This window comes from Rhodopirellula europaea 6C (assembly GCF_000338295.1).
GTDB classification, from domain to species: Bacteria; Planctomycetota; Planctomycetia; order Pirellulales; family Pirellulaceae; genus Rhodopirellula; species Rhodopirellula europaea.
Genome location: NZ_ANMO01000211.1, coordinates 30,635 through 52,856 on the forward strand (window position 1 = coordinate 30,635; position 22,222 = coordinate 52,856).

Consider the following 22,222-nt stretch of genomic DNA (forward strand, 5'->3'; position numbering starts at 1 on the left):
ACGTGGGGGTTTGTGCATCGCTTGGGTTAAGATGGGCACGTCCTCCTCATCCCTCCGCCGGCTTATCATCCCCATGTTGCTGACGAAATCCTTCGGGCAAATCCTCCCCGTCGCACTTTTGACGCTGTTGTACTGCTGCACGAATTCCGCAGCGGATCGCCCGGCTTGGAACGATTCTCGATTGCAGGGGACTCCGGAACCTCCGTTGCCGCTGACGGTGCAGCGCGTTCATCCAAACCTCGTTTTGCGTTCACCGATCACGGCGATGGATTTGCCCGGCACGAACCGACGTTTGGTGCTGCTGCAGAACGGCCAAGTGCATACGTTCGAGAATCGAGACGATGTCGAGTCGATGGATTTGGCATTGGATATCAACAAAGCCAATCAAACACACACCGACGAACAGTTTGCGGCGGCGCGAGATCTGACACTGCATCCAGATTTTAAAACCAATGGCTATCTCTATGTTGTTTGGTCGATCCGTCCGCACGACGTCGAAGGCGGCACGCGCGTTTCGCGATTTGAAATGAGTTTGCCAACGGCGAACGAATTCGATGCTGACTCGCCGAACAGCGTGCCGTCAATCGATCCCGAATCGCGATTGGATTTGCTTTCGTATCCTTCCGGCGATCACATCGGTGCGTCGCTGAACTTCGGACCGGATGGGTTGCTGTACATCACGACCGGCGATGGATCGTTGCCCTTCCCGCCGGACGTCAACAAAGCGGCGCAGGACATCAGCGATCTTCGCGGCAGTGTGCTTCGAATCGATGTGGATCAAACGAGTGAGTTGGCGGACGGAGCGACACTGCCGTATCGCATTCCCGATGACAATCCGTTCGTTGATGTCGAAGGAGCCCGCGGAGAGATCTTCGCGTTTGGATTACGGAATGGTTTTCGCGCCGCGTTCGATCCCGCGACCGATGATCTTTGGGTCGCCGATGTTGGTTGGGAACGCTGCGAGATGGTGCACCGGATCGTTCCCGGCGGGAACCATGGATGGAGTCTCTACGAAGGGCCTCATCCGGTGGACCTCGAGCAAGCTCCCGGCCCCGGCAAAGTGATCTTGCCCGAGGTGGTGTTTCCACGCAGCGAATCGCAATCCATCACCGGTGGCGTCTTCGTTCCCGCCGATGCACTTTGCGCTGCCGACGATGTTTCGCTGGCCGGTGAATACCTTTGCGGATGCTTCATGAATGGGAATGTCTGGTCGATCGACACGCAGTCCAAAGCGACAACGGGCAAACCACCGGTGCCGCGAAAGATTGCGAGCACCGGATTGAAGATCATTGACTTCTTTGTCAGCCAGAACGATTCATCGTCAGAGATTTTGTTGGTGGATCATTCCGGTGGTCTGTATCGGTTGAGCAGCAACGAGTCGGTCGATGACTACGAAGCGTTCCCAAAACGACTGAGCGAAACGGGATTGTTCTCGGACACGAAAAACTTGATTCCCAACCCCGGCGTCGTCGCCTACCGCCCCGCCTCCACGATGTTTCGCGATGGAATTCGTACGGTCCGGTTTGTTGGGATCCCCGGTCAAGATCCGATCAATCCGATGCGGAAACGGTACGTGCCCGGGACCGTATTTGCGAACACATTGATCCGTGACATATTGGATGCTTCAGGTGATTCCAAAGAGATTCGGTTGGAGACCCAGGTGTTGTCTTATGACGGATTGAACTGGAATCCCACCACGTTCGCGTGGAACGAAGATCAAACCGACGCGACGCTGGTACCCGCGATGGGAGCCACACAGACTTTCCGTGTGGACGATCCCATTTGGGGACAGCGTGATTGGGAGCATCGTTTCTATCCACGTGCTGTTTGTGTCACCTGTCACAACGTTGCCAATCCCGGTGCCGCATCATTGGTGCCTGAGAACCTGCGTGACGAGAGCGGTCCGGGATCTTGGTCTGAACTAGCGCAAGCCGGGTTTTTGGTGCAAGCCAAAGTGAAAGCAGGCCATGAGATGGTGAACGCTTATCACACAGACGAACCGCTCGAACAAAGGGCTCGATCGTATCTGCATTCCAATTGTGCGCACTGTCATCGGCCCGCCGGTGGTGCGACATCGAAGATGGATCTGAGACACATTCGGCCACTGGACCAAACCGCGTTGCTGGGAGTTCCCGCTGCCCAGGGCGACTTTGGTTTGGGAGCCAACACCAAGGTCATTGAACCGGGGCATCCTGAGCGATCCGCATTGATCTATCGTGTCGCCACCGGCGGTCCGGGGAAAATGCCTCGCGTCGGTTGCTCAGCCGTGGATCTGGCCGGTGCCAAGATGCTTTGGGACTGGGTGGAATCGATGCCAGTCGATTCTGATCAGACCGAGGCCTCCGCTGAAGAGTCGAATGAGACGTTGCAAACGATGTTGTTGTGGCGAGAGCTTGTTCAAGCTTCACCGGAGCAATCGAAGACGATCGTATCTGAAATGCTGATCGAGGAGAGTGTCTCGCAATCGCCGGTGGTACTTGGTCTGATGCAACCTTGGATCGATCCTGGGCAACGCAAACTTTTGGTGGGTGATACTCCCGACGTGGACGCCCTGCTGGCTTTGGAGGGGAATGCGCAGCGAGGGTTGCAGTGGTTCTACGAATCCGCGGCGTCGCAATGTCGACAGTGTCATCGTATCGGTGGATTGGGAAAAGATGTTGGACCGTCGCTGGCGGGAATCGGCAAACGTCGAACGCGTTTGGAGGTGCTTCGAGGAATCGTCGAACCGAGTGAAAAGATCGAACCGGAATGGAGAAGCCACACGATCTTGACGGTGGACGGTGAGTTGATCGTTGGTCGCATACTTCGGGAGGACGGTGAAGCCGTGGTCGTACAGCATGCCGACGGAATCAAGACGACGCTGCATTCCGAGGACATCGAATTGAAAAAGCCGAATGAGCAATCGCAGATGCCGGCGGGTTTGCTTTCGGCGATGACGCCACAAGAGGTTGCGGACTTGCTCGAGTTTCTCATGCAAACGAACGAAGCCGGTGAGTTGCCGGCTTCGAATTGATGCGTCGCGTGGAGTTGTTCTAATGTCGGACAACTCGTTTGTCGGTGCGCCCCACGAGAGTAAACCTGTAGCTCGGTGGTCCCCCACCGAGACGAGCATGAGATTCGAACCGTTGTCACGACTGTTCGCGTGCTCGAGGCAGGTTGCTCGGAAGCGTGACGCGAATAGTTCGAGCGTTGCCGTGGATGAAACGCTGGTTGGCGGTGGTGAGCTTGCAGACGGAACAATTGGGGACAATCGTTCTACTCTGGTGCAGGATCTTCCGTTGGTTCGCCCCAAGGGTTGCCGTGTTCAGAACATTCCGCCACCGCCACCACCGTCTCCGCCTCCACTGCCTGACATTCCACCCCCGATTGTCTGCGTTCTGTTTTTTTGTTGCTGCTGATATTCTTCGTCAGACAGGCGAGGGTCTTCGCCGGTGTGTGTTTCGCGAAGAGCACGCATCAGATCTTCGACTTCTTTGTGCACTTCGTCGGTTGTGCTGACCAGCAACGCGGGACGGCCCTCTCGCGAGTGATTGACTGAGCTGATCGTGGAGTAGCCCCCGAGTACCTCCCATGCGTCGGGCTGAATGGTGGAGGTGATCATCTCGATCGTGCCAACGTCGCCACCTCGAGGCAGGCCGGTGCCTTCCAGGAAATACAATCGTTGCCGAAGACTAGCATCGCTAGCTTCCATGGTTGTGATTTGCAAAACCTCATCCTTAAATTGATATGTGAGTCCGAGAGGACGCAGCATCAGGCGAAGGAAAGATCGAAAGGAAACCGATTGAATCGAAATATCCAAAGGGACGTCGGTTGACAGCCCAATCTCTTCCAAGGAAATCTTGTCGACCAGGATTGCGAAATCGACGTCTTCGGACATCAAGCGAATCGCGTCGTGCAACGGGGTATGCACAAAATTGTAGGAAACCTTTTTGTCCATGATCTCATCGTACTTCTTCTCTTCTTCAGGCGTCATGTCCAACCATCGATCCGTCGAAACACCTTTGCGCGTCAGTACGGTCATGTCGGCTGTGATCAGCAGACCGTCGTCATCAACGATCGCCTTCAAACCGGCAGGTTCTAAAGCTTTTCGAAGCAAGGTTCGAAGCGGTTGATCGCCCTTCGAATCGAACTGAACATGAAGGCTGTCGATGTCGATCTGTCCCAGCGTCATGGCTTGTTCGTCGAGCAAGACTGGCGTCCGAATCAAGTTTTGCAGTGTTTCTGGTAGCGAACGAATGTTGGATTCGAATGAAAGTGACGTTGGCTGATCCAATGTTTCCGCCACTCGCTTCGCAACCAGGCTGGTGCCATTTGTTGGTACGGGCGGCGTGGGGGGAATCGGTGGCGTGGGCGGTGTCGGCCGAACGGGAGCAGGCACCGATTGAACGTCCGAAGTTTCCGCGTGGGTCCCGGCGTTCAGATTGTTCGCTTGCGCATTTTGCGTGAATTGCGCTAGTGTGGTGGAAGAGTCTGCGTCCGGTGTCGCGAAGGTCAGAACACTGGCGTTGCGTCCTGTCTCGTCGTCGCCCACGGGAACCGCGAAAGCGACTAGCAAGGCCAATCCAACCGCAGCGGTGGAGCCAAGTACTGGGACAATAGGCATAGTAGCGATTCCTTGTGCTAGATGAGATTCAAGAGCGGAGAAGTGGGAGGATGACGAACGATTGGCCCAATGGGAGTTGCCAGAGTCTGCGCCTGGGGCGGCGTCTGGTTCGCAAGTTGGATGGGGCATCGTTGGTGAGGATGTGAGTTTGAAGGTGGCTTGCGTGGCCATCGCGTCGGTGGCACTCCAGGCGTGGGCAGCGGCCCAAGCCGCCATTGGTGCGACCCCGCGAAGTCGCAGTTGTCGACAAAGACGTTGCTTGCCCCGCGCCAGCCACCCACGAACGGTGCCTTCAGTGGTACCCATCCGTTTCGCGGTTTCGTTGACCGTGATGCCTTGTTGAAGGTGCAGCACAATTGCGGATCGGTATTTTTCGGGCAGTTCCGACAACTCCTCGTCCAGCACGATCGCTTGATGACGAAGTGTAAGTCGTTCCAAAGGATCGACCGGTTTGGAAGGAACATCCGATAGATCTTGCTGCGAGTGTTCGGGTGACATCATGGTCGCGATGCTGGCGCGTTGGGCGACACGGTGCAGCCATCCGGCCAACCGATCGGGACTTCGAATCTTCTTCGCCGATTGGGTGAGGTATAAAAACGTTGTCTGCATGGCATCGTCGGCGTCCGACCGATTGTGGCACCGCCGGATGCAAACGCTGAGAACCATTTGGGCGTAACGTCGAACCAACGTGTCGAGGGCTTCGATGCAGTTGTCCGTGACCCAAGCGTCCAATAAATCCGCGTCGGTGGAATTGAGGTCATCCCAACGGTCCGCGATTATCGTGTCGCAGGAACCAGCAATCGATTGGTCTGGACTCGCGTCCGGGGTGACTGGTGGCGGAATCGAATCCGGGGGTTCGATGGTGGAATTTTCGCTGGGCATGATCGTCCCTTTCCTTTCCGGCCGAATATCGAGGCTGCAGCGTCGTGATATGCTCTGAATCGATGTGACGGTTGTGCGCGGAAGCAAAAACGCCTCTTCTGATCATCGCTTGTTCAAGAAGACAGTGGGACGAGATGCCTCCACGGCGCGCAAAAAATCAGAAATTCGAAGAAAAGAAACTTTGAGCGTTCAACAACCTGTAGCTCGGTGGTCCCCCACCGAGACGAGCGCAAGAGTCAATCAGTTGTCTCAACTGTTTGTGTGCCCGGAGAGATTCGCTTCGAAGCTTGACGCGAATGTTTGGAACGTTGAACGCGATGAAACGCTGGTTGGCGGTGGTGAGCTTGAAGAAGGAATTACTGAGGACAATCGCTCTACTCTGGGGCTCACTTCGTTCGATCCGGGGCGATGGAGTGACCGGGAAAGTGCGGGTGGGCGAATGCTTTGGTTTGCGCTTGGTCACGGTGGGGGACCACCGTACTACAGGTTTAGCTGACGCTGGGGACTTCGTGAGTGAGGCGGCCTCGTTGTTGACACAGCGATGCGAGACGGTCGGCGTGTTCTTGCGTCAACGCTTGCGGTGACAAACGCCATGCCCAGTTGCCGTCGGCGATGCCAGGCAAATTCATTCGGGCTTCGTTCCCCAGACCCAATACATCTTGAATGGGGACGATTGCGATTTCAGCGGCCGATGACATGACCGCATCGATCAATTGCCAGTGCACGTCGTGGTCGCTGGTCACGACTTCGGCGAGAGGATCGTCGCCTTCTTCGGGTGGCGTTCGCAGGTGGTACCAACCCATCACCGTGTCGTTGTCGTGGGTACCGGTGTAGGCCACGCAAGATTCGGGGTAGGTCGATGGACGATGGAAATCATCTTCCATGGTCGCGAATCCGAACTGGAGCACTCGCATGCCCGGGAACCCAAGTTCTTCACGCAGTTCGTGCACGGCGTCGGTGATCATCCCCAAGTCTTCGGCGATGAACGGAAGTTCGCCGAGTTCTTTTTCGGCGGCGCGGAACGGTTTCGCGCCGGGGCCGGTTCGCCACTGACCGCCGATCGCGGTTTCGGCACCGTAGGGAACTTCCCAATAAGCTTCGAAGCCGCGGAAGTGGTCGACTCGGAGCAGATCAAACTGTTCCAACGAACGACGGAAACGCGCGGTCCACCAAGCGTAGTTGGCATTCTCGAGTGCATCCCAATCGTATTGAGGGTTGCCCCAGAGCTGACCGGTTTCGCTGAAGTAGTCTGGCGGCACACCGGCGACCAACTTTGGCGTTCCATCTTCGTTCAACGCGAACATGTCTTGGTTGCCCCAGACATCGGCGCTCTCGTAAGCGACGAAAATCGGCATGTCACCGCACAGTTGAACTTGTCGTTCGTTGGCGTATGTCTTCAGTTGGTTCCATTGGCGATCGAACAAGAACTGTTGAAAGCGAGAATAGTCGATCTCGCGTGACATCTCTTGGCGAGCTTGTCCTAGTGCGTCGGGTTCGCGACGACTGATGGGATCGGGCCACTTCGACCAATTCGATTCTTCGAACTTGTTCAAGAAAACTTCGAACAAGGAAAACTCATCGAGCCACCAATCGTTCGCGTCCAAGAATAACTCGAACGCGATCTTCAGTTCACGTGGTGGCTTGGCGAGGTAGCGTTCGTACGCGAGTTTGAGTCTGGCGTGCTTGAACTCGTTGACCGCACCGAAGTCGACGCATGCTGGATCGCTCTGCGTGAAGCCTTCCAGGTCGGATGCTTCGAGCAAACCTTCGTCGACCAATGACTCCAAGCTGATTAACAACGCGTTGCCCCCAAACGCCGAGTAGGCGCTGTAGGGTGAGTTGCCATAAGCAGGAGGACTGAGCGGCAAGATCTGCCAAATTGATTGGCCAGCCGCGTGCAAGAAGTCGACCATCTCGTACGCCGCAGCACCAAGATCACCAATGCCCAATTCCGATGGCAAACTGGTGATGTGACAAAGAATGCCGGAGGATCGCGGGAAACGCATGCGTGAGATCTAGTTGGCGATAGTCGGTCGGTTGAATCGGAAGTTTTTGGCCTCGTGTTGAACACAGGGCAACTTCCGCACCACTTTTAAGAAGACTACCGGACTTCGGTCAAACCGCCAATTGGACCAACTCTCTTGCCGATTGTTCCCCGTTTGCCTGAATGGCTTTTGCTTCCAAGCTTTCGTCCACGAGGTTGTAATGCACATCACGCTGGCGGGGGACGAAGCCAAGCTCCTCGATCGCTTCGCGAATTTGCTGTAGTGACAGATAGTGCACCGTTCCGGCTTCGGCAACGACGTTTTCTTCGATCATGAGACTTCCCATGTCGTTGGCACCAAACATCAACGCCATTTGCCCAATCTTCAAACCTTGCGTGACCCAACTACTTTGAAGGTTTGGAATGTTGTCCAAAAACAATCGCGAGACGGCCAACATTTTCAGATATTCAAACGAACCGGTCGGTCGCACGTCGGACATGTCGGTGTTGTCGGGTTGGAACGTCCAACAAATGAAGGCGGTGAAGCCACCGGTTTCATCCTGCAAACTTCGCAACCGTTCAAGATGCTCGATTCGTTCAGCCAGCGTTTCGACATGACCAAACATCATCGTGCTGGAACTGATGCCGCCCAGTTCGTGCCACACTCGCATGACGTTCAACCAGTCATCCGTCATGACTTTGCCGCGAGTGATTTCGTTGCGCACGCGATCGGTGAGAATCTCGGCACCGCCGCCGGGGACGCTTCCTAGTCCAGCGTCCTTCAACCGTGAAAGAACGTCGCGAAGCGGGAGGTTGTTGACCTTGGTAAAGTGATGCAATTCCGGTGGTGAGAATCCGTGAACGTTCACCTCGGGAAAGCGTGACTTGATGTCCCGCAGCATCTCCTCGTACCAATCGAGTTTGTACTTTGGATGCAGGCCGCCTTGCAGCAAGATCTGATTGCCGCCCAGGTCGACCGTCTCTTGGATCTTCTGCAGCAGCACTTCGCGAGGCAGCACGTAGCCTTCGTCACTTTTGGGGCCGCGATAGAACGCGCAGAAGTCACACACCGCGGTGCAGACGTTGGTGTAGTTGATGTTCCGATCGACGTTGTAAGTTCGGTAGGGCTCGGGGTGCTTGGCTCGCGAAACTTTTTCGGCCGCGGCACCGATCGCCGCCAAGTCGTGGCTTTCCAGCAACGTTAAACCTTCGGCGGATGTCAGCCGATCCCCAGCGACGGCTTTGGCGAGAATGTCGTGGACGGCAGATGAGTTGGCGGGTGCGTTCATCAATCTTGCAAAGGTGAGTGGGAAGCGGGGACCAGCCCCAGATGTTCGGCTTTTTCGCGAAAGGCTGCCAGCCCCGATCGTTCGCCGTTGCCGAGTTGGAAGTGAAGATTCTCTGCGAAGTAGCGGTGCAGGTCCTCAATCGTCAGACCGTGACCAGCGGCTTCGCGTTTGGCGATGGTCTCGAATTGCTGCAATCCCTCGTCTCGAGACACATTCAATGCGTCTTCGATCCTCTGGCGGATCTGAGGATCCGCGACGGCGGATCGCCTCGCCACCCACATGGCAAACACGAACGGCAATTCCGTCCAGCGGCACCATCGATCGCCGAGGTCCCAGATTTCTTGGTATTTGCCTGGAGCCGGATGCATGGCTCGATCGCCGATCATCAACAAAGCGTCGGCGTCGATTTCGTCTGGTGAGGATCCGATCGGGAAAGGAACCGTTTCAGGTCGCAGCCCGTGCATCTCCGCCAACAAGACTTGCGACATCGCGGCGCTGGTGCGGCTGCCTTCGTCCAAAGCCAGCGTGCGGACTTTGTTCATCGGCACGCGACTGAGCACCCGCACGCTCCATACCGGGCCGCGACACGCGATCGCGGCGTCGGAGATGATCTCATACTCATCGCCGCCGCGGAAATATTCGACGCTGGGGATCAGTGCGATGTCCAGTTCTCCCGCCGCTAAATCGCGAGCCAACCGCGATGGCAGGTCCAAACGCAATTCGCCCGATTGGCCCAAACGCTCTGGCAGCGTTTCAATCAACGGCTTTGTGTTCAGATAGGAAACTGCACCGAGGCGGAGCATGATCGTTTCAGGGTTGGAGGAGTTCGTACGATTGCCTTCCGAGGCCGTCGCGGGTCGAATCGACGGCTTTGAAATACCAACGCAAATGAATCGACAGCCTTGGAAGGCCATCGTACATACCGGGGGAACTGCGACGGCTTTTGAAGGCCATCGTACAGGGCAGATGATTGGTGGGGTTTACTGGGAGAACTTGGTCCGTGTTGATAACCGCGGCGAACGGAGGCCGGCAACCCGGTTCAGCTTCGGCCACGGGTTTTTCGCCAAACTCGCATTTCGTTGGGGCCTTTGAAAAGCACCATGACTGCTCCATAGGCCGCGTAGCGATGGAAGACATACTCGTGGAAGTCGTCTTCGCCCGGCCAAGGGTAGCTGTAGAAGATTCCGAAGTCCTCCACGTCCAAACCGATTGACGAGTAGGCCGATTCGATGGAGTGACCCAGGCTGGGGAGCGTTGGGTCTTCCGCAAGCGTTTCGGATCCTTCGGGCAAGAAGTTGCCTCTGACTAATTCGGGGGTGGGGCCTGATTTCGGTATCGAGGCCAAGGTTTCTTGCCAATCGCTCAGCGTCGTTTTGCCCTGGCGGATCAATTCTGGTTCGGACTCGATGCCGATCGCATCCCATCCCACCGCGGCGGCCAGCCACGTGATCGCCGCGAAACCGCAGCCCCATTCGACGAACCGCGAATTGTTCAGCATTTGTGATTCGGCCACCCACCGCATCGTCTGATAAACGTGCAAGTAATCCGCCGCCACGAACAATTCGATTTGGGGGCGGTCCCAGCGATCCTGGAATGCTTCGATTCGTTGCTTCACGCCGTGTACCATGGCGTGAATTTCGGTCGGGATTTCGGTCGAGTCCAAACCGGAAGGCAATTCGATCGGTGTCAGCATGTCGGGCGGGTCAATCGAGGACGAGTCGGGTGCGAATGCGTGTCGGAATAGATCGCAGAATCCGAACAATCCGTTCAGCAGCGAAGCCAGACCGCGTGGTTCTCTGGCGAACCCCGTGATTCGTCAAGCCCGCTGGAGGGAATCGACCTATCTGTTTCGATAAGGCACTTATTCAGCATCTAAGAAATGGCACCATGAATCTAACTTCAGTCGATTTCAGCCAACCGTCGGTCGGTTGGTTGGACGAAATGTGGGGGCAACTGGAGGACACCAGCCACGAGGAAGAACCACTCGAGGAACAGTTGGCTGACCAATGCGGTCTGACCGACGAATCCAAGCTGGCGTCGGTCTACGCGTCGCATTACTTGTTGCCGTTGTTTGAACCGCCCAGCGGTTTGGCGATTCCTGTCGATCGTCGTCTCAAACAATGTCTGCCGGCTGACTTTTGCGAAAAGCACGAAGTGGTTCCGTTGGCGGTGCAGGATCACAGCCTCGAAGTCGCGATCGCGTCCCCGTCTGCATTGCTGTTGGCCGACGAAGTCAGACGAATCAGCGGTTTGCAAATGCGGCCGCTGTTTGCTCGAGCGACCGTCGTTCGCCGAGCCTGCCAGGAACTGTTTGGCGAGCAGAATCCGCCGTCGAAAACTGCTGATGCGACAGCAACTTCTTCGGCGGCATCGGCGACTGAATTGAAGAAGGCTCAACGTCAATCGATCCCGCAGCCTCCCCCCGTGGAAAAGACCGTGGTCGCATCGCCAATGAATTTGACCGCTTACGACCTGAAAGCCGCCGAGCGATCGGCATGGCAAAAACAGTTGGTGGCGGACAGCGGATTGACGATTTATTGCGGGCGAAAGGGTTTGGACAAAAGTCCATTGGCTCGATTGTGGGGCGTTTGGTCCAGTCAAACGCATGGCCGTCCCGCCAGCCGTTGGAATCCCTTGCAACGCGAATCGGTCGAATCGGACCCTTCTGTAGTCATCATTCCGGACCTGAACAGCCCCGTGTCGGCAGAAGTTTGTTTGCATTCGGTGCTCGAGGGACAGCGTGTTTTTGCGGTCGTTCACGCCCGTGACCCTGTTTCGGCGATTTTGCGACTGCGAGCTTGGGGACAAATTGGCCACTCGCTCGCCGAACAGATTAACCTGTTGATACATCAGAACGGCCTTTCCCGATCGGAGTGTCGCAGCATCGAAATTGACGATGTTCGACGTTCCGCTTTGGCGTCCGAAAATGACATGGGCCGATTGCAGAAGCTTTTTCCTTCGACTGGTAGCTTTCTATGTGGCCCCTGACCAACGGAAATCGATGTCTCGTCGGTCCCGAAGCTGAATTGTTTCGCGGCACGGTCGCGATGATGGTGGATCAGTTGGTCGATGAGTTGAATCCCACCGCGGAAGTGGAGCACGATGCCGAAAGTGATTCGATGTTCACGTTGTCGGGCCCCGTGGTCGGGTTTGACCCGCCGCATTGGTACGACATGTGGGAACCGCAGCAGAAGATTTGGCTGCTCGAACGAGTCGCCACATCGTTGCTGACGTCTCGCCCGGCACCCGCGATGGCGGCGATGTTCGAAGCCACCGTCGAAGCGGTCTATGTCGAGATGGGCAATCTGATCGCTTTGGAAATCACCGAAGGACGCCCCATCGAACCAGGTTCGTGGCGTCAATCGCTGTTGGATGCCTATGTGCAACGATGTCCACGCGACAGTTTTTTAGAAGCCACCCATTTCGAAGCGACAACGTTGGATCCGTGTTGGCCGCGCGAAATCGAACAGCAGATCCGCCAATACGAACAAACGCCTTCCACGGACGGCGATGCCAACACGAACTCGATTCAGGATGCCAATTCGGTTCCCGATCCCGTTGAGAAGCGGCAAAGTGATTGGTTGACTTATTGGTCGATGGTCATCGAACGGTTGCTCGATGCGACTTATGGTCCACGAGTTCATCACGCGGCGGAAGCGTATCGCGATGGCGATCCAAAGCTGCTCAAACAGTTCCTGCAATCCAAAGGCGTCAGCCCCAAGTTCGTCCAGCGAATTCCGCCCCTACGAACCAAGGCTCAACTCCAGAAAGCGGTGACGCGTTTGCAAGCGTTGTTGCTGGACGAGTGAAGTCGCGAACGTAGTGGATGAGGCAACGAAACTTCCACGCTCGGCGTAGTGGATGAGGCCAGGAATCCTTCGGCCTGAACATGAGAGTAGAACAGTTGTCTTCAACTGTTCCGTCGTACCGCCCTTAACGGCCAAGCCTCATCGCGACGTGCGCCACTTCTCATGCCCGGCCCTCACCCTCGCGTACGCTTGAACGGCGTCGCTCGACGTCTGACCAAACTCTCTTTCGGGAGAGGTGCGTCATGCTGAAATCTGCCGAAAAGCGGTATCGACAAACTGCACGACCTTAGTTCAGCTTGAAGCAGCGTGCTAAGCCGAGACGGCTCGGGATGGTTTGAATGGGATTACCGACGGTGTGTCGGCGTCCATCACGTTCAACTTTCGGACGGTGCGTTTGCGACGGATGGCGGGCATTGTTTCGGGAACCATGGTGCGACGCATCATGTCCCATTGCTCGCGGCTCATTTCGACGCAGCTTTGTGTGAACCAGCCCACCGCTTCGCTGAATGTTTCTTGACGCAGCACGATCGGTTGCGATTGAACGCTGGTCAGTTGCTCGCAAAACGGGCGACTGTCGTCAGCTCGTTCTGGTTCGGCTTCGACAACTTCCGAATGCAGTTTCAATCGCTCGGCGATTTCGATGAAGCGCGTCGCGACCACCATGCGCTCATGCTCGGTCGCGCCGGGGATCACTGCGAGAATCGTTTCACTGGTATGCACGGATGGATTCCAAGGTCATTTCGTCAGAATCAGTTTGCCTTGGCGAGTTTTGCGGAGCCGGTAAATCTGGCCTTCGTTTTCGATCCAGATTTCACCACCGCAACGTGCCAAGGCCTCGAATCGGATGATTTTTGGCATTCCACCGGTCGACATCGTTGTCGCCGAGGGGACCGATTCAACCGCCGGCGTGCCCGCCGGAACACCTTCCACGACCGAACCAGTTGGGATCTCTCCCCATGCAGGATCGGTCGCCGACGAAGGTTTTGAATCAGTCATGCGACCAATCTAAGTCGACGGCAATGTCGCGGCAAGACCTTATTGCGAATGATTTGCAGTAAAAGTAGGCGGGCGGCGAGTGTGGAAATCGCTGGCCATTTGGAACACGTTGCCGGCCCGCAAAAGACGCGATTCTTCCATCACCGGGGCCTGCAATTGCACTCCGACAGGCAAACCATCCGCGTCGAATCCACCAGGCAGCGAAATCGCGGGCACACCCGCCAAGTTGGCTCCGACGGTGAACAAATCGCACAAATACATCGCGATCGGATCGTCGTTTTTCTCGTTCAACGCAAACGCGGGCGATGGCGTCACCGGGCCGAGCATCAAGTCGACTTGTTGGAAAGCTGCGTCGTAATCGTTTCGGATCAGACGACGAACCTTGAGAGCTTGGTTGTAGTACGCGTCGTAATAGCCTTCGCTCAAAGCGTACGTGCCGACCATGATTCGGCGTTTGACTTCGCTGCCAAAACCACCAGCGCGACTGAGCGAATACATCGCTTCGAGCGGCCCCGAGTCGGCAGCGGCGATTTCGGCGTCGGCAACGCGATACCCGTAGTGGGCTCCATCGAATCGCGACAAATTGCTGCTCGCTTCGCAAGGTGCGATGACGTAGTACGTCGGTACCCAGTACTTGCTGTGCGGCAATTCGACTTCGACAATTTCGGCACCTTGTTCGCGAAACACCGACTCGGCGGTAGCCAATGCGTCGCGAATGGCGGGCGAAACTCCGTCTTGGTCCAGGCCTTCTCGCAGGACTCCGATTCGCATTCCGCGAACGTCTTCCGCCGCCATCGCGGGCGTGTAATCGGGAACTTCCGCGTTGACCGAGGTGCTGTCACGAGGATCGTAACCCGCCATCGCTTGCAGTCCGATCGCGACGTCATCGACCGACCAACCCATCGGGCCGGCTTGATCGAGGCTGCTGGCAAACGCGACCAAACCATACCGGCTGACTCGACCGTAGGTGGGTTTCAAACCCGTGATGCCGCAGAACGCTGCCGGTTGCCGGATCGATCCTCCGGTGTCGGTGCCCAAGCTGAGTGGGACGGTGCCGGCCGCGACCGCCGCGGCAGCTCCACCGCTGCTTCCGCCGGGAGTTTTGGTGGTGTTCCAAGGGTTGCCGGTCACACCCATCGCGCTGGTTTCGGTGCTGGCACCCATCGCGAATTCGTCCATGTTGGTTTTGCCAACGACAATCGCACCCGCGTTTTTCAATCGAGCGACCACGGTCGCATCGTATGGCGGGATGAATCCTTCCAGCATCTTCGAAGAGCAGGTGGTCGGCATGTCCGAGGTGCAAAGGACATCTTTGATCGCGACGGGCAGGCCTGCCAACGGTCCCAGAGTTTTGCCCGCTTTTCGGTCGGCGTCCACGGCTTCCGCGGCTTGCATCGCGGTTTCTTCGGCAACGTGCGTGAACGCATTGATCGTCGGCTGAGAAGCTCGGATGGCTGCGAGAGATTGTCCGATGACCTCGACTGCGGTGACTTCGCCGGAATCGAGCTGTTTCAGAATTTCCGAGGCCGAATGCAACATGAACGAACCGTCTTGGTCGCGTGGAAAGGAGCGTGAATGGTTTGCGAGGCGGCAGTATCGGCGATCCGACGCCGGATTGGAATGCGGCTGGATTCACACTTCGCAAGTGGCTCGTCAGACGTGCATCGGCCAAGAAAGCTCGGCGACGCAGCCTATCAATGCCGGATGCAATTGGATCGACCCGCCGTGAAGTTCCGCAATCCGGTGAACGCGACAAAGCGATAAGCCGAGTCCGCGGCCGGCTTCTCGTCCGCTGAAATACGGATCAAACGCACGAGCGGCATCGTCCGGCGTCAGCCCCTGACCACTGTCCGAAATTCGAAGCAGACAGCGTTTGGCGTCGGAATCGGCTTCGACGGAAATGACGATTTGGCCTTCGACGCCAATCGACTCGATCGCGTTGAGAACCAAAGCCCGGATGGCCTCGCCAAACATATTCGGGTCCCCATCGCACTTCAGCGAGGATGGCACATCGACATCGATAGAAATCGCATCGCGTTGAAGCGACGGTCGCATCGGAGTGATGACTTCGTCGACAACATGCTTCGCAGAGAATCCCGATTCAAACTGCGGCTCAGGTGGATGAGCGTAGAACATGAGGTCCGCGATCATCGCGTGAGCCCGGTAGGACTGGTCGACGATTCGTTGCAACGAGTCCGCTTGTTGGGTTCCCGATGCCGACGCGATCAATCCCTGAGCTCGCGTCGCGATGTTTGCCAGTGGATTGTTTATCTCGTGAGACAATCCGTACGCGAGTTGCTTTGCCAGGTCGCGTCTTACGGATTCGAGCGAATCTGAAAACTCACCCTGCAAGCGTTCGCGTTCCGCAGCCATGGCGGTCACTTTGCCGAACGCCACATGGGCATCTTGATTGGACGCGTGTTTGATCGGTTCCGAAGATGATTTGGATTGGTCCGAGTCGATCAAGCGGATCGAATGCAATGATTGGCAAATACTGGATCGCCGTGACAAGCCCGCTGCTTTCCACCAAAGATCGGATTCGAGCAGCCAACGCGAAAACGGCAGCGTCTGGAAATGCTGATCCAGTCGCATGAATCGTTGCAGCAAGCTTTCGCCGGTTTGGATGTCAGGGCATGACAGGAAAGCGGAGCCATCCCATATCTCTGCACCATGACGCACCCACCAATCCGCCAATTGTTTGGTGGTCCACTGTCCCGCGATCGGACGCCAACCACGTTCGTGTTCTTGCACCACTTTTGCAGCAGTGAATAGACACAGAGCGGGATCGTGCCGAAGTGTATTTCGCAACTGACGCCGAAACGTGGCGCTGGTGTCGCGAGAAACCAACGCGTGCAGCAATGTTGCCGACGAACTGGAACGCATCGGTAACCAAATGCGTTCTTCGTGCGATGGATTCGCCGTCCCCTCGTCACGCTGGATGACGATGGGAGGCAGCCAACCGGCAAACAGATCAGCCGATGACACCGCGATCCATTTCGAGCAAAGTGCAAGCGCGGCCGACCAAGTCGTCAATCGAGAACGGCTTCTGCATGAAGTCGTTGGCACCGGCGGCTTTCAAACCGTCGACCTTGCTGTGCTCGACCATCCCCGAGATGCACAGAATCTTCACGGTGTCCATCGATGGATCACTGCGGACTCTTTGGCAAACTTCCTTCCCATTGATATCGGGAAGCATAACGTCGAGGATCACGAGGTCAGGCCGAAATTCCTTCACACCCATCCCGGCGTCAAAGCCGTTGTTGGCGGTGCGGATGTCGAACCGAGCATCGCGTTGAAATCCGTCCTGCATCAAGTCGACCAAGTCTTGGTCGTCATCGACGATCAGCAGTTTCTTTTTACCGCTTTCCAAGGCATCGGTTGGGATCCCGTTGTCCTTCATGAACAGAAACAACTGCTCACGGGGGATCCGTCGGAACTTGCTTCCTGGGACACGGAAACCCTTCAGCGAACCGTTGTCGAAACAACGGATGATCGTCTGTTGACTGACTTTGCAGATCTTGGCTGCTTCGCCAGTCGTGAATACCGTTTTTGTGGTCATGGCGGGAACCGTCCTCCCTGTGGGGTAGCCCAATACCGAAATGAGGAAAGCGCGAAGCCGGTGAGTGGTCAGAGAAAACTCTCACCGAAGCACCCAGCTTCACTCCGTCACTCCAATTAGCAAAACCGCGGGGATGATGCACTAGCACTTCAACCCACTAGAGTCACAAACGCACTTAAAATCCGCCGAACTCGCAAGGGTCACAAGCGACCGCACTTCCCTGGCTTGCCACTACGGCAAATCATACAGTTCAGGCAAGATGGGTCAAGGTTGATTGGGCGGCTCACCGGCGCAGTGGCTGGTGATTGTCAGAGAACGCGAATTTGCCTGCGTTTTACGAGGCGTTTGCGTCCCTTTTCCCGGCGGAAGGACGTTCAGCGCCGTCAAAGCGAGACCAAGCGATCGTACGATGGTCTTCCAAGACCGTCGTAAGTGACCCGACGGTCTTGGGAGGTCGTGCAGTTTTTAATTGCTGTGCCAGTGACGCCTTAAGAACCCCGCCCGAGCAGCGGGAGGGGTCGGAATGCGAGCGTTCAGCGAGAATTCCGGGGAGGGTAGCGGGCGCCCTTTCCAATGCTCGGCCCTCACCCTCGCGTACGCCTGAACGGCGTCACTCGACCTAGTATATCGCTGTTGCTCTCCCCAAACTTCGTTTCGGGAGAGGTACGCCGTGTGTAAGTCAGCCGAAAAGCGGCATCAGAAAACTGCACGACCTCTTTGGGAGGGATTCGTTCGAGCTTGAATAGTTTCTTCGACGGTCTTGTAGGACCGTCGTACGCGTTCCGAGAAAATCTTCGACGGTCTTGGAAGACCATCGTACGTGTGTTGAGAAGATACGCGACGGTCTTGGGTAGACCGTCTTGGGCTCGCATTTGCGGGTATTAGGAAACGTGAATCACGGCTTTCACGACACCCGATTCGGGATCCGTCCAAGCCGGGAAGGATTCGATCACTTCCTCGAATTTGGCGTGGTGCGTGATCCAAGGATCTGTGTCGATGACGCCGGACTCGATCAACTGAATGATGCGAGAGAAATCTCGAGTCAAAGCGTTGCGGCTGGCAAGGATCGTCAACTCGCGGCGATGCAAGAACGGTGCGTGCGGGAACTGCAAGTCTTGCTGAGTGATCCCGACGTACACGACTCGTCCACCGAACGCGGCCATCTCCATTGCGCGACGCATGGAATGATGGTTGCCGGTTGCATCGACCACCACATCCGCACGACGGCCATCGGTCATCGCTTCCAGCTTTTCGATGTCCGCTTCGGATCCATCAAACTGGATGGTGTCGGTCACGCCCATTTTGTTCGTGACAAAGTCCAACCGCGTTTGACTGAGGTCGGCGACAATCACCCTGGCTCCTGCAACACGAGCGAACTCGATCGCGGACAATCCAATCGGTCCCGAACCAATCACCAACACGGTGTCTTTGTCGGTCACGTTTGCACGATCGATCGCGTGACAGCCAATGGCCAACGTTTCAACGAGCGCAGATTGCTCGTACGAAAGGTTGTTGGCTGGATGCAGTTTGCGGGCCGGCAGAATCATCTTTTCCGTCAGTCCGCCGTCGCACATCACACCGAGTGTTTGGTGTGATTCGCAACAGTTGGTCAAACCACGCTCGCACGAGTAACACTTTTGGCAATTGATGTAAGGTTCGACGCTGCAGCGATCGCCGACCTTCACGTTCTCGACGCCTTCGCCAACCGCGACAACTTCCACGCCCAACTCATGACCCGGAATTCGCGGGTACGAAAAGAAGGGGAACTTACCGAGGTAGCCACCCAGGTCCGTGCCGCAAACACCAACACGGTGAATCCGCACCAACGCTTCGCCAGCAGCTGGCGGCGATGGTTCGTCGATGTCGATTTGCTCCCACTGTTTCGGAGCACTCAGTTGCAACGCTTTCATGTTCAGGCTCCCGTTCCGATGGCTTTGCCATCTTCGTCGATGAACAATGCCAACAGGTGGCGATCGTAGATGTTCTCGGTGACTTGTTGGCCAACGATTTCTTCGTTGGACTTCAGCAGATCCGTGTAACGAGCGCCCGCTTTCGCAGCGACCTTAAATGACACGTGCAACAACTGACGAACGTTGGCGTTGAAGTTCGGATTCGAAGGGATGTGGCGAATCAGTTCCGCAAAGGCGGGGCCATCCAGCTTTTCAACAGCGGCCGAATCAGGCAACTGCGAACGGTCGATGTCGATGACACTGGCGTAAGGAGCACACAGTTCGTCGACGTGTTCCAATGCGTAGACATAGATTTCTTTGGCCAGGGCCAATCCATCGCCACCGGCTTCTGCCAGCCCGATGATCTCTTCCAACCAAGTCGTGCCAGCGGTTTTCAAGTGAACGCCCGCGCCGGTTCGCTTCAGACAATCGCGAATGATTGGGTACAAGCTGAACTTGTCACTGCCGCTGTGAACGCTGAGTTTCAGAACTTCGGGCAAGCCGTACGCTTTGACGGCGTGAGCCAGAACCGCAACATCATCGTTGAATTCGCGTTCGAATTGAGCCAAGTCACCAACGTAGTCGACGCCTTTGTTGAATCGACCGGTGAACTTCGGCGCGATCGTTTGCACGCGAATGTTCTCGTCGGCCAACATTGCCAAGATGATCAGCAACTCGGGCGGCGTTTGCGGTTCGTCGGTTTCGTCCATCGAAACTTCGGCGATGTAGTTGCCTTCGCCTTTGACGGACGCGATGTGACGATCGATCTCGCCCGCTTCCTTGGTTGCCAGCATGTACTGACCAGCGACGCGACGAACGTCTTCTTCGGTGATGGTCAGCGGAGCGGAGAGGCCTTCCAGTTCCAACGTGCCGATCAGTTCGCTGTGCTTGGCAACGAAGGCATCGATGTCAGCTTGGTCGGCTGGTTTGCCGATCGAGTCAGCAACGTCGAGAGTGAAGAAGTCCGAGCAAGGCAGGAACGGTTCGACGGTTTGCAAACCGATGTGATCCGCGTCGACGTGCCAAGGGCGATCGAAGCCAAGCTTTTCGACGGCGGCCGCTGCGGCGTCGTGCACGCTCTGTGGTTGCGAACCGACAAAGGTGTGTTCGCGATTGGATTTATTCCAAACCGGAGCGACGTGGATGCCCTTTTCGGCCAAACGAGTGAAGGATCGCAGTTGAGCGGCCGCTTGGTGGGCGAAACGGTCACCGACGCCGAAGGAGTATTTCTCAATCGTTAGCAAGGGAAGGCTCTTGAGCAGAGGGGGATGAATCTGATTGGGGCCAACAATATGACGCATCCAGTCGATTTCGACCACGGGGTCGTTTCAACCCTCCGGAACCGTAAGTCTTAATTGTATGTAGACTTCGGGGTGCGGGTGGGCCGCTTCGCGAAACGACGGGGGATCCTTTGTCAGAACGCGTATCCGAGCGTCACCTGCGGTCTGGTCATTGTCGCAATGGACCTGTCGTTGATATCAGGCACAGAGATCAGGCACAGAGATCAGGCACGGGGATCAGGCACGGGGATCAGGCACGGGGATCAGGCACAAAAAAACGGAAAGCACCAGCGTGCTTCCGTTTCATGAACGTTCTTTCGATACCGATCGGAGTGATCAATACTGTTCGCCGTTGACCTCGGCAGTTGGATCAGCCGTCGAGTTCTCGGCAGCGACATCTTCAGGAGACATCTCTTCGTGACCGGTGACCACGGTGGGTTCATCTGAACCGCAACCGGTGATGGTTAGACAGCAAGCCACCATGCCGAGCATGGCAAATCGAATCAAATTCATTTCTTTGTTCTTCAAAAGGTGTGAAACGGAGTCAGTGAAAGGTGAAGTTCGTTGGATGGAGTTCATTCGATCGAATTCCAGACCAGCGATTCAGGAGAGCGATTAAAACTCGCCGATGGTTTCCTTCGCGGCGCGGCTTCCGAGAGCTCCAAACAGTCCATAGGGACTCTCTGATCCAGCCGGGTGAACAGTGTTGCCGGTGAAGACAGAGCTGCTGTCCGCATTTCCAGCGTCGATCGAATCGGTGATAAAGCGAACCGCTCCATCACCCATCAAGACGTGAGCACCACCTTGGTGACGACTGCTCGGCGACGCTTGGCCGGTCGAGTCGAATCCGCCGCCGAAGCACAACGGCGTGTTGGGGCCACGCATGGTATTGATGCAGGTGAACGGCACATCGCTGCTCGCCCATCGAGCGCCACGCGATCGCGTTCCATTGTTCTCGGTGCTAATGCCAGGAATCCAAAATTGTGGGCGTTCTGGATCCAGGTCACCGTCGCAAGCATTCGCGGACCCACGTACTCCGGTGGGAAACCAGCCATTGCTGACGTTGATCAATGTTCGGGCGTCACGGTCACCCAGGTCAGACAACAGTTCGCCTGCGGCGATCGTGTTCGAAAGGCCATCCAGAATATCTCGGAACTTGTTGTTGGAACGCTGGACGAAAAAGCCGCGGCAGCTTCCCGAGACTTCTTGGATGTGTCCTTGGTTCCATGAGCCACCAGTCAAACGCCAGATGCCCCATTCCGTCCATTTGATCGCGTCGCCAATGTTGACGCCGTAGTTCGTGCGACCGAGAGCCGGCAGTCCCTGACCTGGATCGCTCGGGCATCGGTAGGAAGGAATGTTGGTGACCCAAGGATCGTATTGAGCCACCCAAGGACCTGGGCCCATCGCCTGCCAAATTTGGTTTGGATTGGCGGGATCTGGCATGTGCGGATTGCTGATCTGCTCCCACAACCCTTGTTGTTCGATGAACGGCAGCAAGCCAACGAGAACGCTGAGTTTGCGCTGATTGTGACCGGGAAAGGTTTCGCTGTTGGCGTTGGTCGTCGGGAGAAACGTGCCGGTGCCCTGGATTGGCAACTGGTTGTAAGCGGAATGATAGTTGTGCATCGCCAAGCCGATCTGCTTGAAATTGTTGCTGCACGACATGCGGCGAGCTGCCTCGCGAGCCGCCTGAACAGCTGGCAGAAGCAATCCAACCAAGACACCGATAATTGCGATCACGACCAACAACTCAACCAGCGTGAATGCACGCCGACTGATAGAAACGCGTTTCATATGTTTTGCCCTAGAAGATGAGATGGAACAGAATGGCGTCGAACACGCCGTTCGAAGGATCCGCCGGACAGGGG

At 56.4% G+C, this 22,222-nt stretch carries 17 protein-coding genes; 3 read left to right on the top strand and 14 right to left on the bottom strand.

All coding sequences use genetic code 11. The features are described from left to right. Positions 1-73: 73 nt before the first annotated feature. A complete protein-coding gene (locus tag RE6C_RS21310; protein WP_008659960.1) occupies positions 74-3,013 on the top strand; it encodes a PQQ-dependent sugar dehydrogenase in 2,940 nt (979 codons plus the stop codon). Between the two features lie 291 nt (positions 3,014-3,304). Here RE6C_RS21310 and RE6C_RS21315 read toward each other — a convergent pair whose 3' ends face one another. From RE6C_RS21315 to RE6C_RS21340, 5 genes are all read right to left on the bottom strand, one after another. Next, a complete protein-coding gene (locus tag RE6C_RS21315; protein ID WP_008659962.1) occupies positions 3,305-5,485 on the bottom strand; it encodes an RNA polymerase sigma factor in 2,181 nt (726 codons plus the stop codon). A 488-nt stretch (positions 5,486-5,973) separates the two neighbouring features. Continuing rightward, positions 5,974-7,491 carry a 4-alpha-glucanotransferase gene (gene malQ / locus RE6C_RS21325; RefSeq protein ID WP_008659963.1) on the bottom strand — a complete coding sequence of 506 codons (1,518 nt, stop codon included), beginning with the start codon at positions 7,489-7,491 and terminating at the stop codon, positions 5,974-5,976. Positions 7,492-7,600: 109 nt separating this feature from the next. Next, positions 7,601-8,758, bottom strand: coding sequence for a cyclic dehypoxanthinyl futalosine synthase (gene mqnC, locus RE6C_RS21330; protein ID WP_008659965.1), 1,158 nt, complete (start codon positions 8,756-8,758; stop codon positions 7,601-7,603). Beyond that, positions 8,758-9,561: a menaquinone biosynthetic enzyme MqnA/MqnD family protein gene (locus RE6C_RS21335; RefSeq protein ID WP_315852362.1), complete on the bottom strand. Its 804-nt coding sequence runs from the start codon at positions 9,559-9,561 to the stop codon at positions 8,758-8,760. Before RE6C_RS21335 ends, mqnC begins: the two co-directional genes overlap by 1 nt. A 236-nt stretch (positions 9,562-9,797) precedes the next feature. Next, positions 9,798-10,520: a hypothetical protein gene (locus tag RE6C_RS21340; protein ID WP_008659967.1), complete on the bottom strand. Its 723-nt coding sequence runs from the start codon at positions 10,518-10,520 to the stop codon at positions 9,798-9,800. Positions 10,521-10,645: 125 nt separating this feature from the next. Between RE6C_RS21340 and RE6C_RS21345 the strand changes: the two genes are divergently transcribed. Next, positions 10,646-11,746 carry an ATPase, T2SS/T4P/T4SS family gene (locus RE6C_RS21345; RefSeq protein ID WP_008659968.1) on the top strand — a complete coding sequence of 367 codons (1,101 nt, stop codon included), beginning with the start codon at positions 10,646-10,648 and terminating at the stop codon, positions 11,744-11,746. Continuing rightward, positions 11,734-12,567, top strand: coding sequence for a hypothetical protein (locus tag RE6C_RS21350; protein WP_008659969.1), 834 nt, complete (start codon positions 11,734-11,736; stop codon positions 12,565-12,567). Before RE6C_RS21345 ends, RE6C_RS21350 begins: the two co-directional genes overlap by 13 nt. Before the next feature lie 309 nt (positions 12,568-12,876). Here RE6C_RS21350 and RE6C_RS21355 read toward each other — a convergent pair whose 3' ends face one another. The 9 genes from RE6C_RS21355 to RE6C_RS21395 all read right to left on the bottom strand — a co-directional run bounded on the left by RE6C_RS21355 (position 12,877) and on the right by RE6C_RS21395 (position 22,148). After that, on the bottom strand, positions 12,877-13,287 hold the full coding sequence (locus tag RE6C_RS21355; RefSeq protein WP_008659971.1) for a hypothetical protein: 411 nt from the start codon (positions 13,285-13,287) through the stop codon (positions 12,877-12,879). A gap of 15 nt (positions 13,288-13,302) precedes the next feature. Continuing rightward, positions 13,303-13,563: a hemin uptake protein HemP gene (hemP, locus tag RE6C_RS32625; RefSeq protein WP_007331092.1), complete on the bottom strand. Its 261-nt coding sequence runs from the start codon at positions 13,561-13,563 to the stop codon at positions 13,303-13,305. A 39-nt stretch (positions 13,564-13,602) separates the two neighbouring features. Beyond that, a complete protein-coding gene (gene gatA, locus RE6C_RS21365; protein WP_008659975.1) occupies positions 13,603-15,102 on the bottom strand; it encodes an Asp-tRNA(Asn)/Glu-tRNA(Gln) amidotransferase subunit GatA in 1,500 nt (499 codons plus the stop codon). A gap of 114 nt (positions 15,103-15,216) precedes the next feature. Next, the gene (locus RE6C_RS21370; RefSeq protein ID WP_008659976.1) at positions 15,217-16,548 is read right to left on the bottom strand and encodes a sensor histidine kinase; all 1,332 of its coding nucleotides are present in this window, start codon (positions 16,546-16,548) and stop codon (positions 15,217-15,219) included. After that, entirely contained in the window at positions 16,535-17,122 is a 588-nt protein-coding gene (locus RE6C_RS21375; RefSeq protein ID WP_007328727.1) for a response regulator, read from the bottom strand. The genes RE6C_RS21370 and RE6C_RS21375 overlap by 14 nt, the downstream gene beginning before the upstream one ends. A gap of 881 nt (positions 17,123-18,003) precedes the next feature. Next, positions 18,004-19,032, bottom strand: a complete 1,029-nt coding sequence (locus RE6C_RS21380; protein WP_008659983.1) for a zinc-binding alcohol dehydrogenase family protein — start codon at positions 19,030-19,032, stop codon at positions 18,004-18,006. A gap of 2 nt (positions 19,033-19,034) precedes the next feature. Further along, a complete protein-coding gene (locus RE6C_RS21385) occupies positions 19,035-20,315 on the bottom strand; it encodes a tagaturonate epimerase family protein (protein ID WP_039962967.1) in 1,281 nt (426 codons plus the stop codon). A 372-nt stretch (positions 20,316-20,687) separates the two neighbouring features. Next, positions 20,688-20,930: a hypothetical protein gene (locus RE6C_RS32285; RefSeq protein ID WP_039962926.1), complete on the bottom strand. Its 243-nt coding sequence runs from the start codon at positions 20,928-20,930 to the stop codon at positions 20,688-20,690. Positions 20,931-20,966: 36 nt separating this feature from the next. Next, positions 20,967-22,148: a DUF1559 domain-containing protein gene (locus RE6C_RS21395; protein WP_007336171.1), complete on the bottom strand. Its 1,182-nt coding sequence runs from the start codon at positions 22,146-22,148 to the stop codon at positions 20,967-20,969. Positions 22,149-22,222: the final 74 nt, after the last annotated feature.

Excerpts from the sequence above, each read along its gene's own strand:
- gatA (WP_008659975.1), bottom strand. The coding sequence starts at position 15,102 with ATGTTGCATTCGGCCTCGGAAATTCTGAAACAGCTCGATTCCGGCGAA.
- RE6C_RS21395 (WP_007336171.1), bottom strand. The coding sequence starts at position 22,148 with ATGAAACGCGTTTCTATCAGTCGGCGTGCATTCACGCTGGTTGAGTTG.
- RE6C_RS21380 (WP_008659983.1), bottom strand. The coding sequence starts at position 19,032 with ATGAAAGCGTTGCAACTGAGTGCTCCGAAACAGTGGGAGCAAATCGAC.
- RE6C_RS21350 (WP_008659969.1), top strand. The coding sequence starts at position 11,734 with ATGTGGCCCCTGACCAACGGAAATCGATGTCTCGTCGGTCCCGAAGCT.
- RE6C_RS21345 (WP_008659968.1), top strand. The coding sequence starts at position 10,646 with ATGAATCTAACTTCAGTCGATTTCAGCCAACCGTCGGTCGGTTGGTTG.
- malQ (WP_008659963.1), bottom strand. The coding sequence starts at position 7,491 with ATGCGTTTCCCGCGATCCTCCGGCATTCTTTGTCACATCACCAGTTTG.
- RE6C_RS21335 (WP_315852362.1), bottom strand. The coding sequence starts at position 9,561 with ATGCTCCGCCTCGGTGCAGTTTCCTATCTGAACACAAAGCCGTTGATT.
- RE6C_RS21375 (WP_007328727.1), bottom strand. The coding sequence starts at position 17,122 with ATGACCACAAAAACGGTATTCACGACTGGCGAAGCAGCCAAGATCTGC.
- RE6C_RS32285 (WP_039962926.1), bottom strand. The coding sequence starts at position 20,930 with ATGAACTCCATCCAACGAACTTCACCTTTCACTGACTCCGTTTCACAC.
- hemP (WP_007331092.1), bottom strand. The coding sequence starts at position 13,563 with ATGACTGATTCAAAACCTTCGTCGGCGACCGATCCTGCATGGGGAGAG.
- RE6C_RS21310 (WP_008659960.1), top strand. The coding sequence starts at position 74 with ATGTTGCTGACGAAATCCTTCGGGCAAATCCTCCCCGTCGCACTTTTG.
- RE6C_RS21315 (WP_008659962.1), bottom strand. The coding sequence starts at position 5,485 with ATGCCCAGCGAAAATTCCACCATCGAACCCCCGGATTCGATTCCGCCA.
- mqnC (WP_008659965.1), bottom strand. The coding sequence starts at position 8,758 with ATGAACGCACCCGCCAACTCATCTGCCGTCCACGACATTCTCGCCAAA.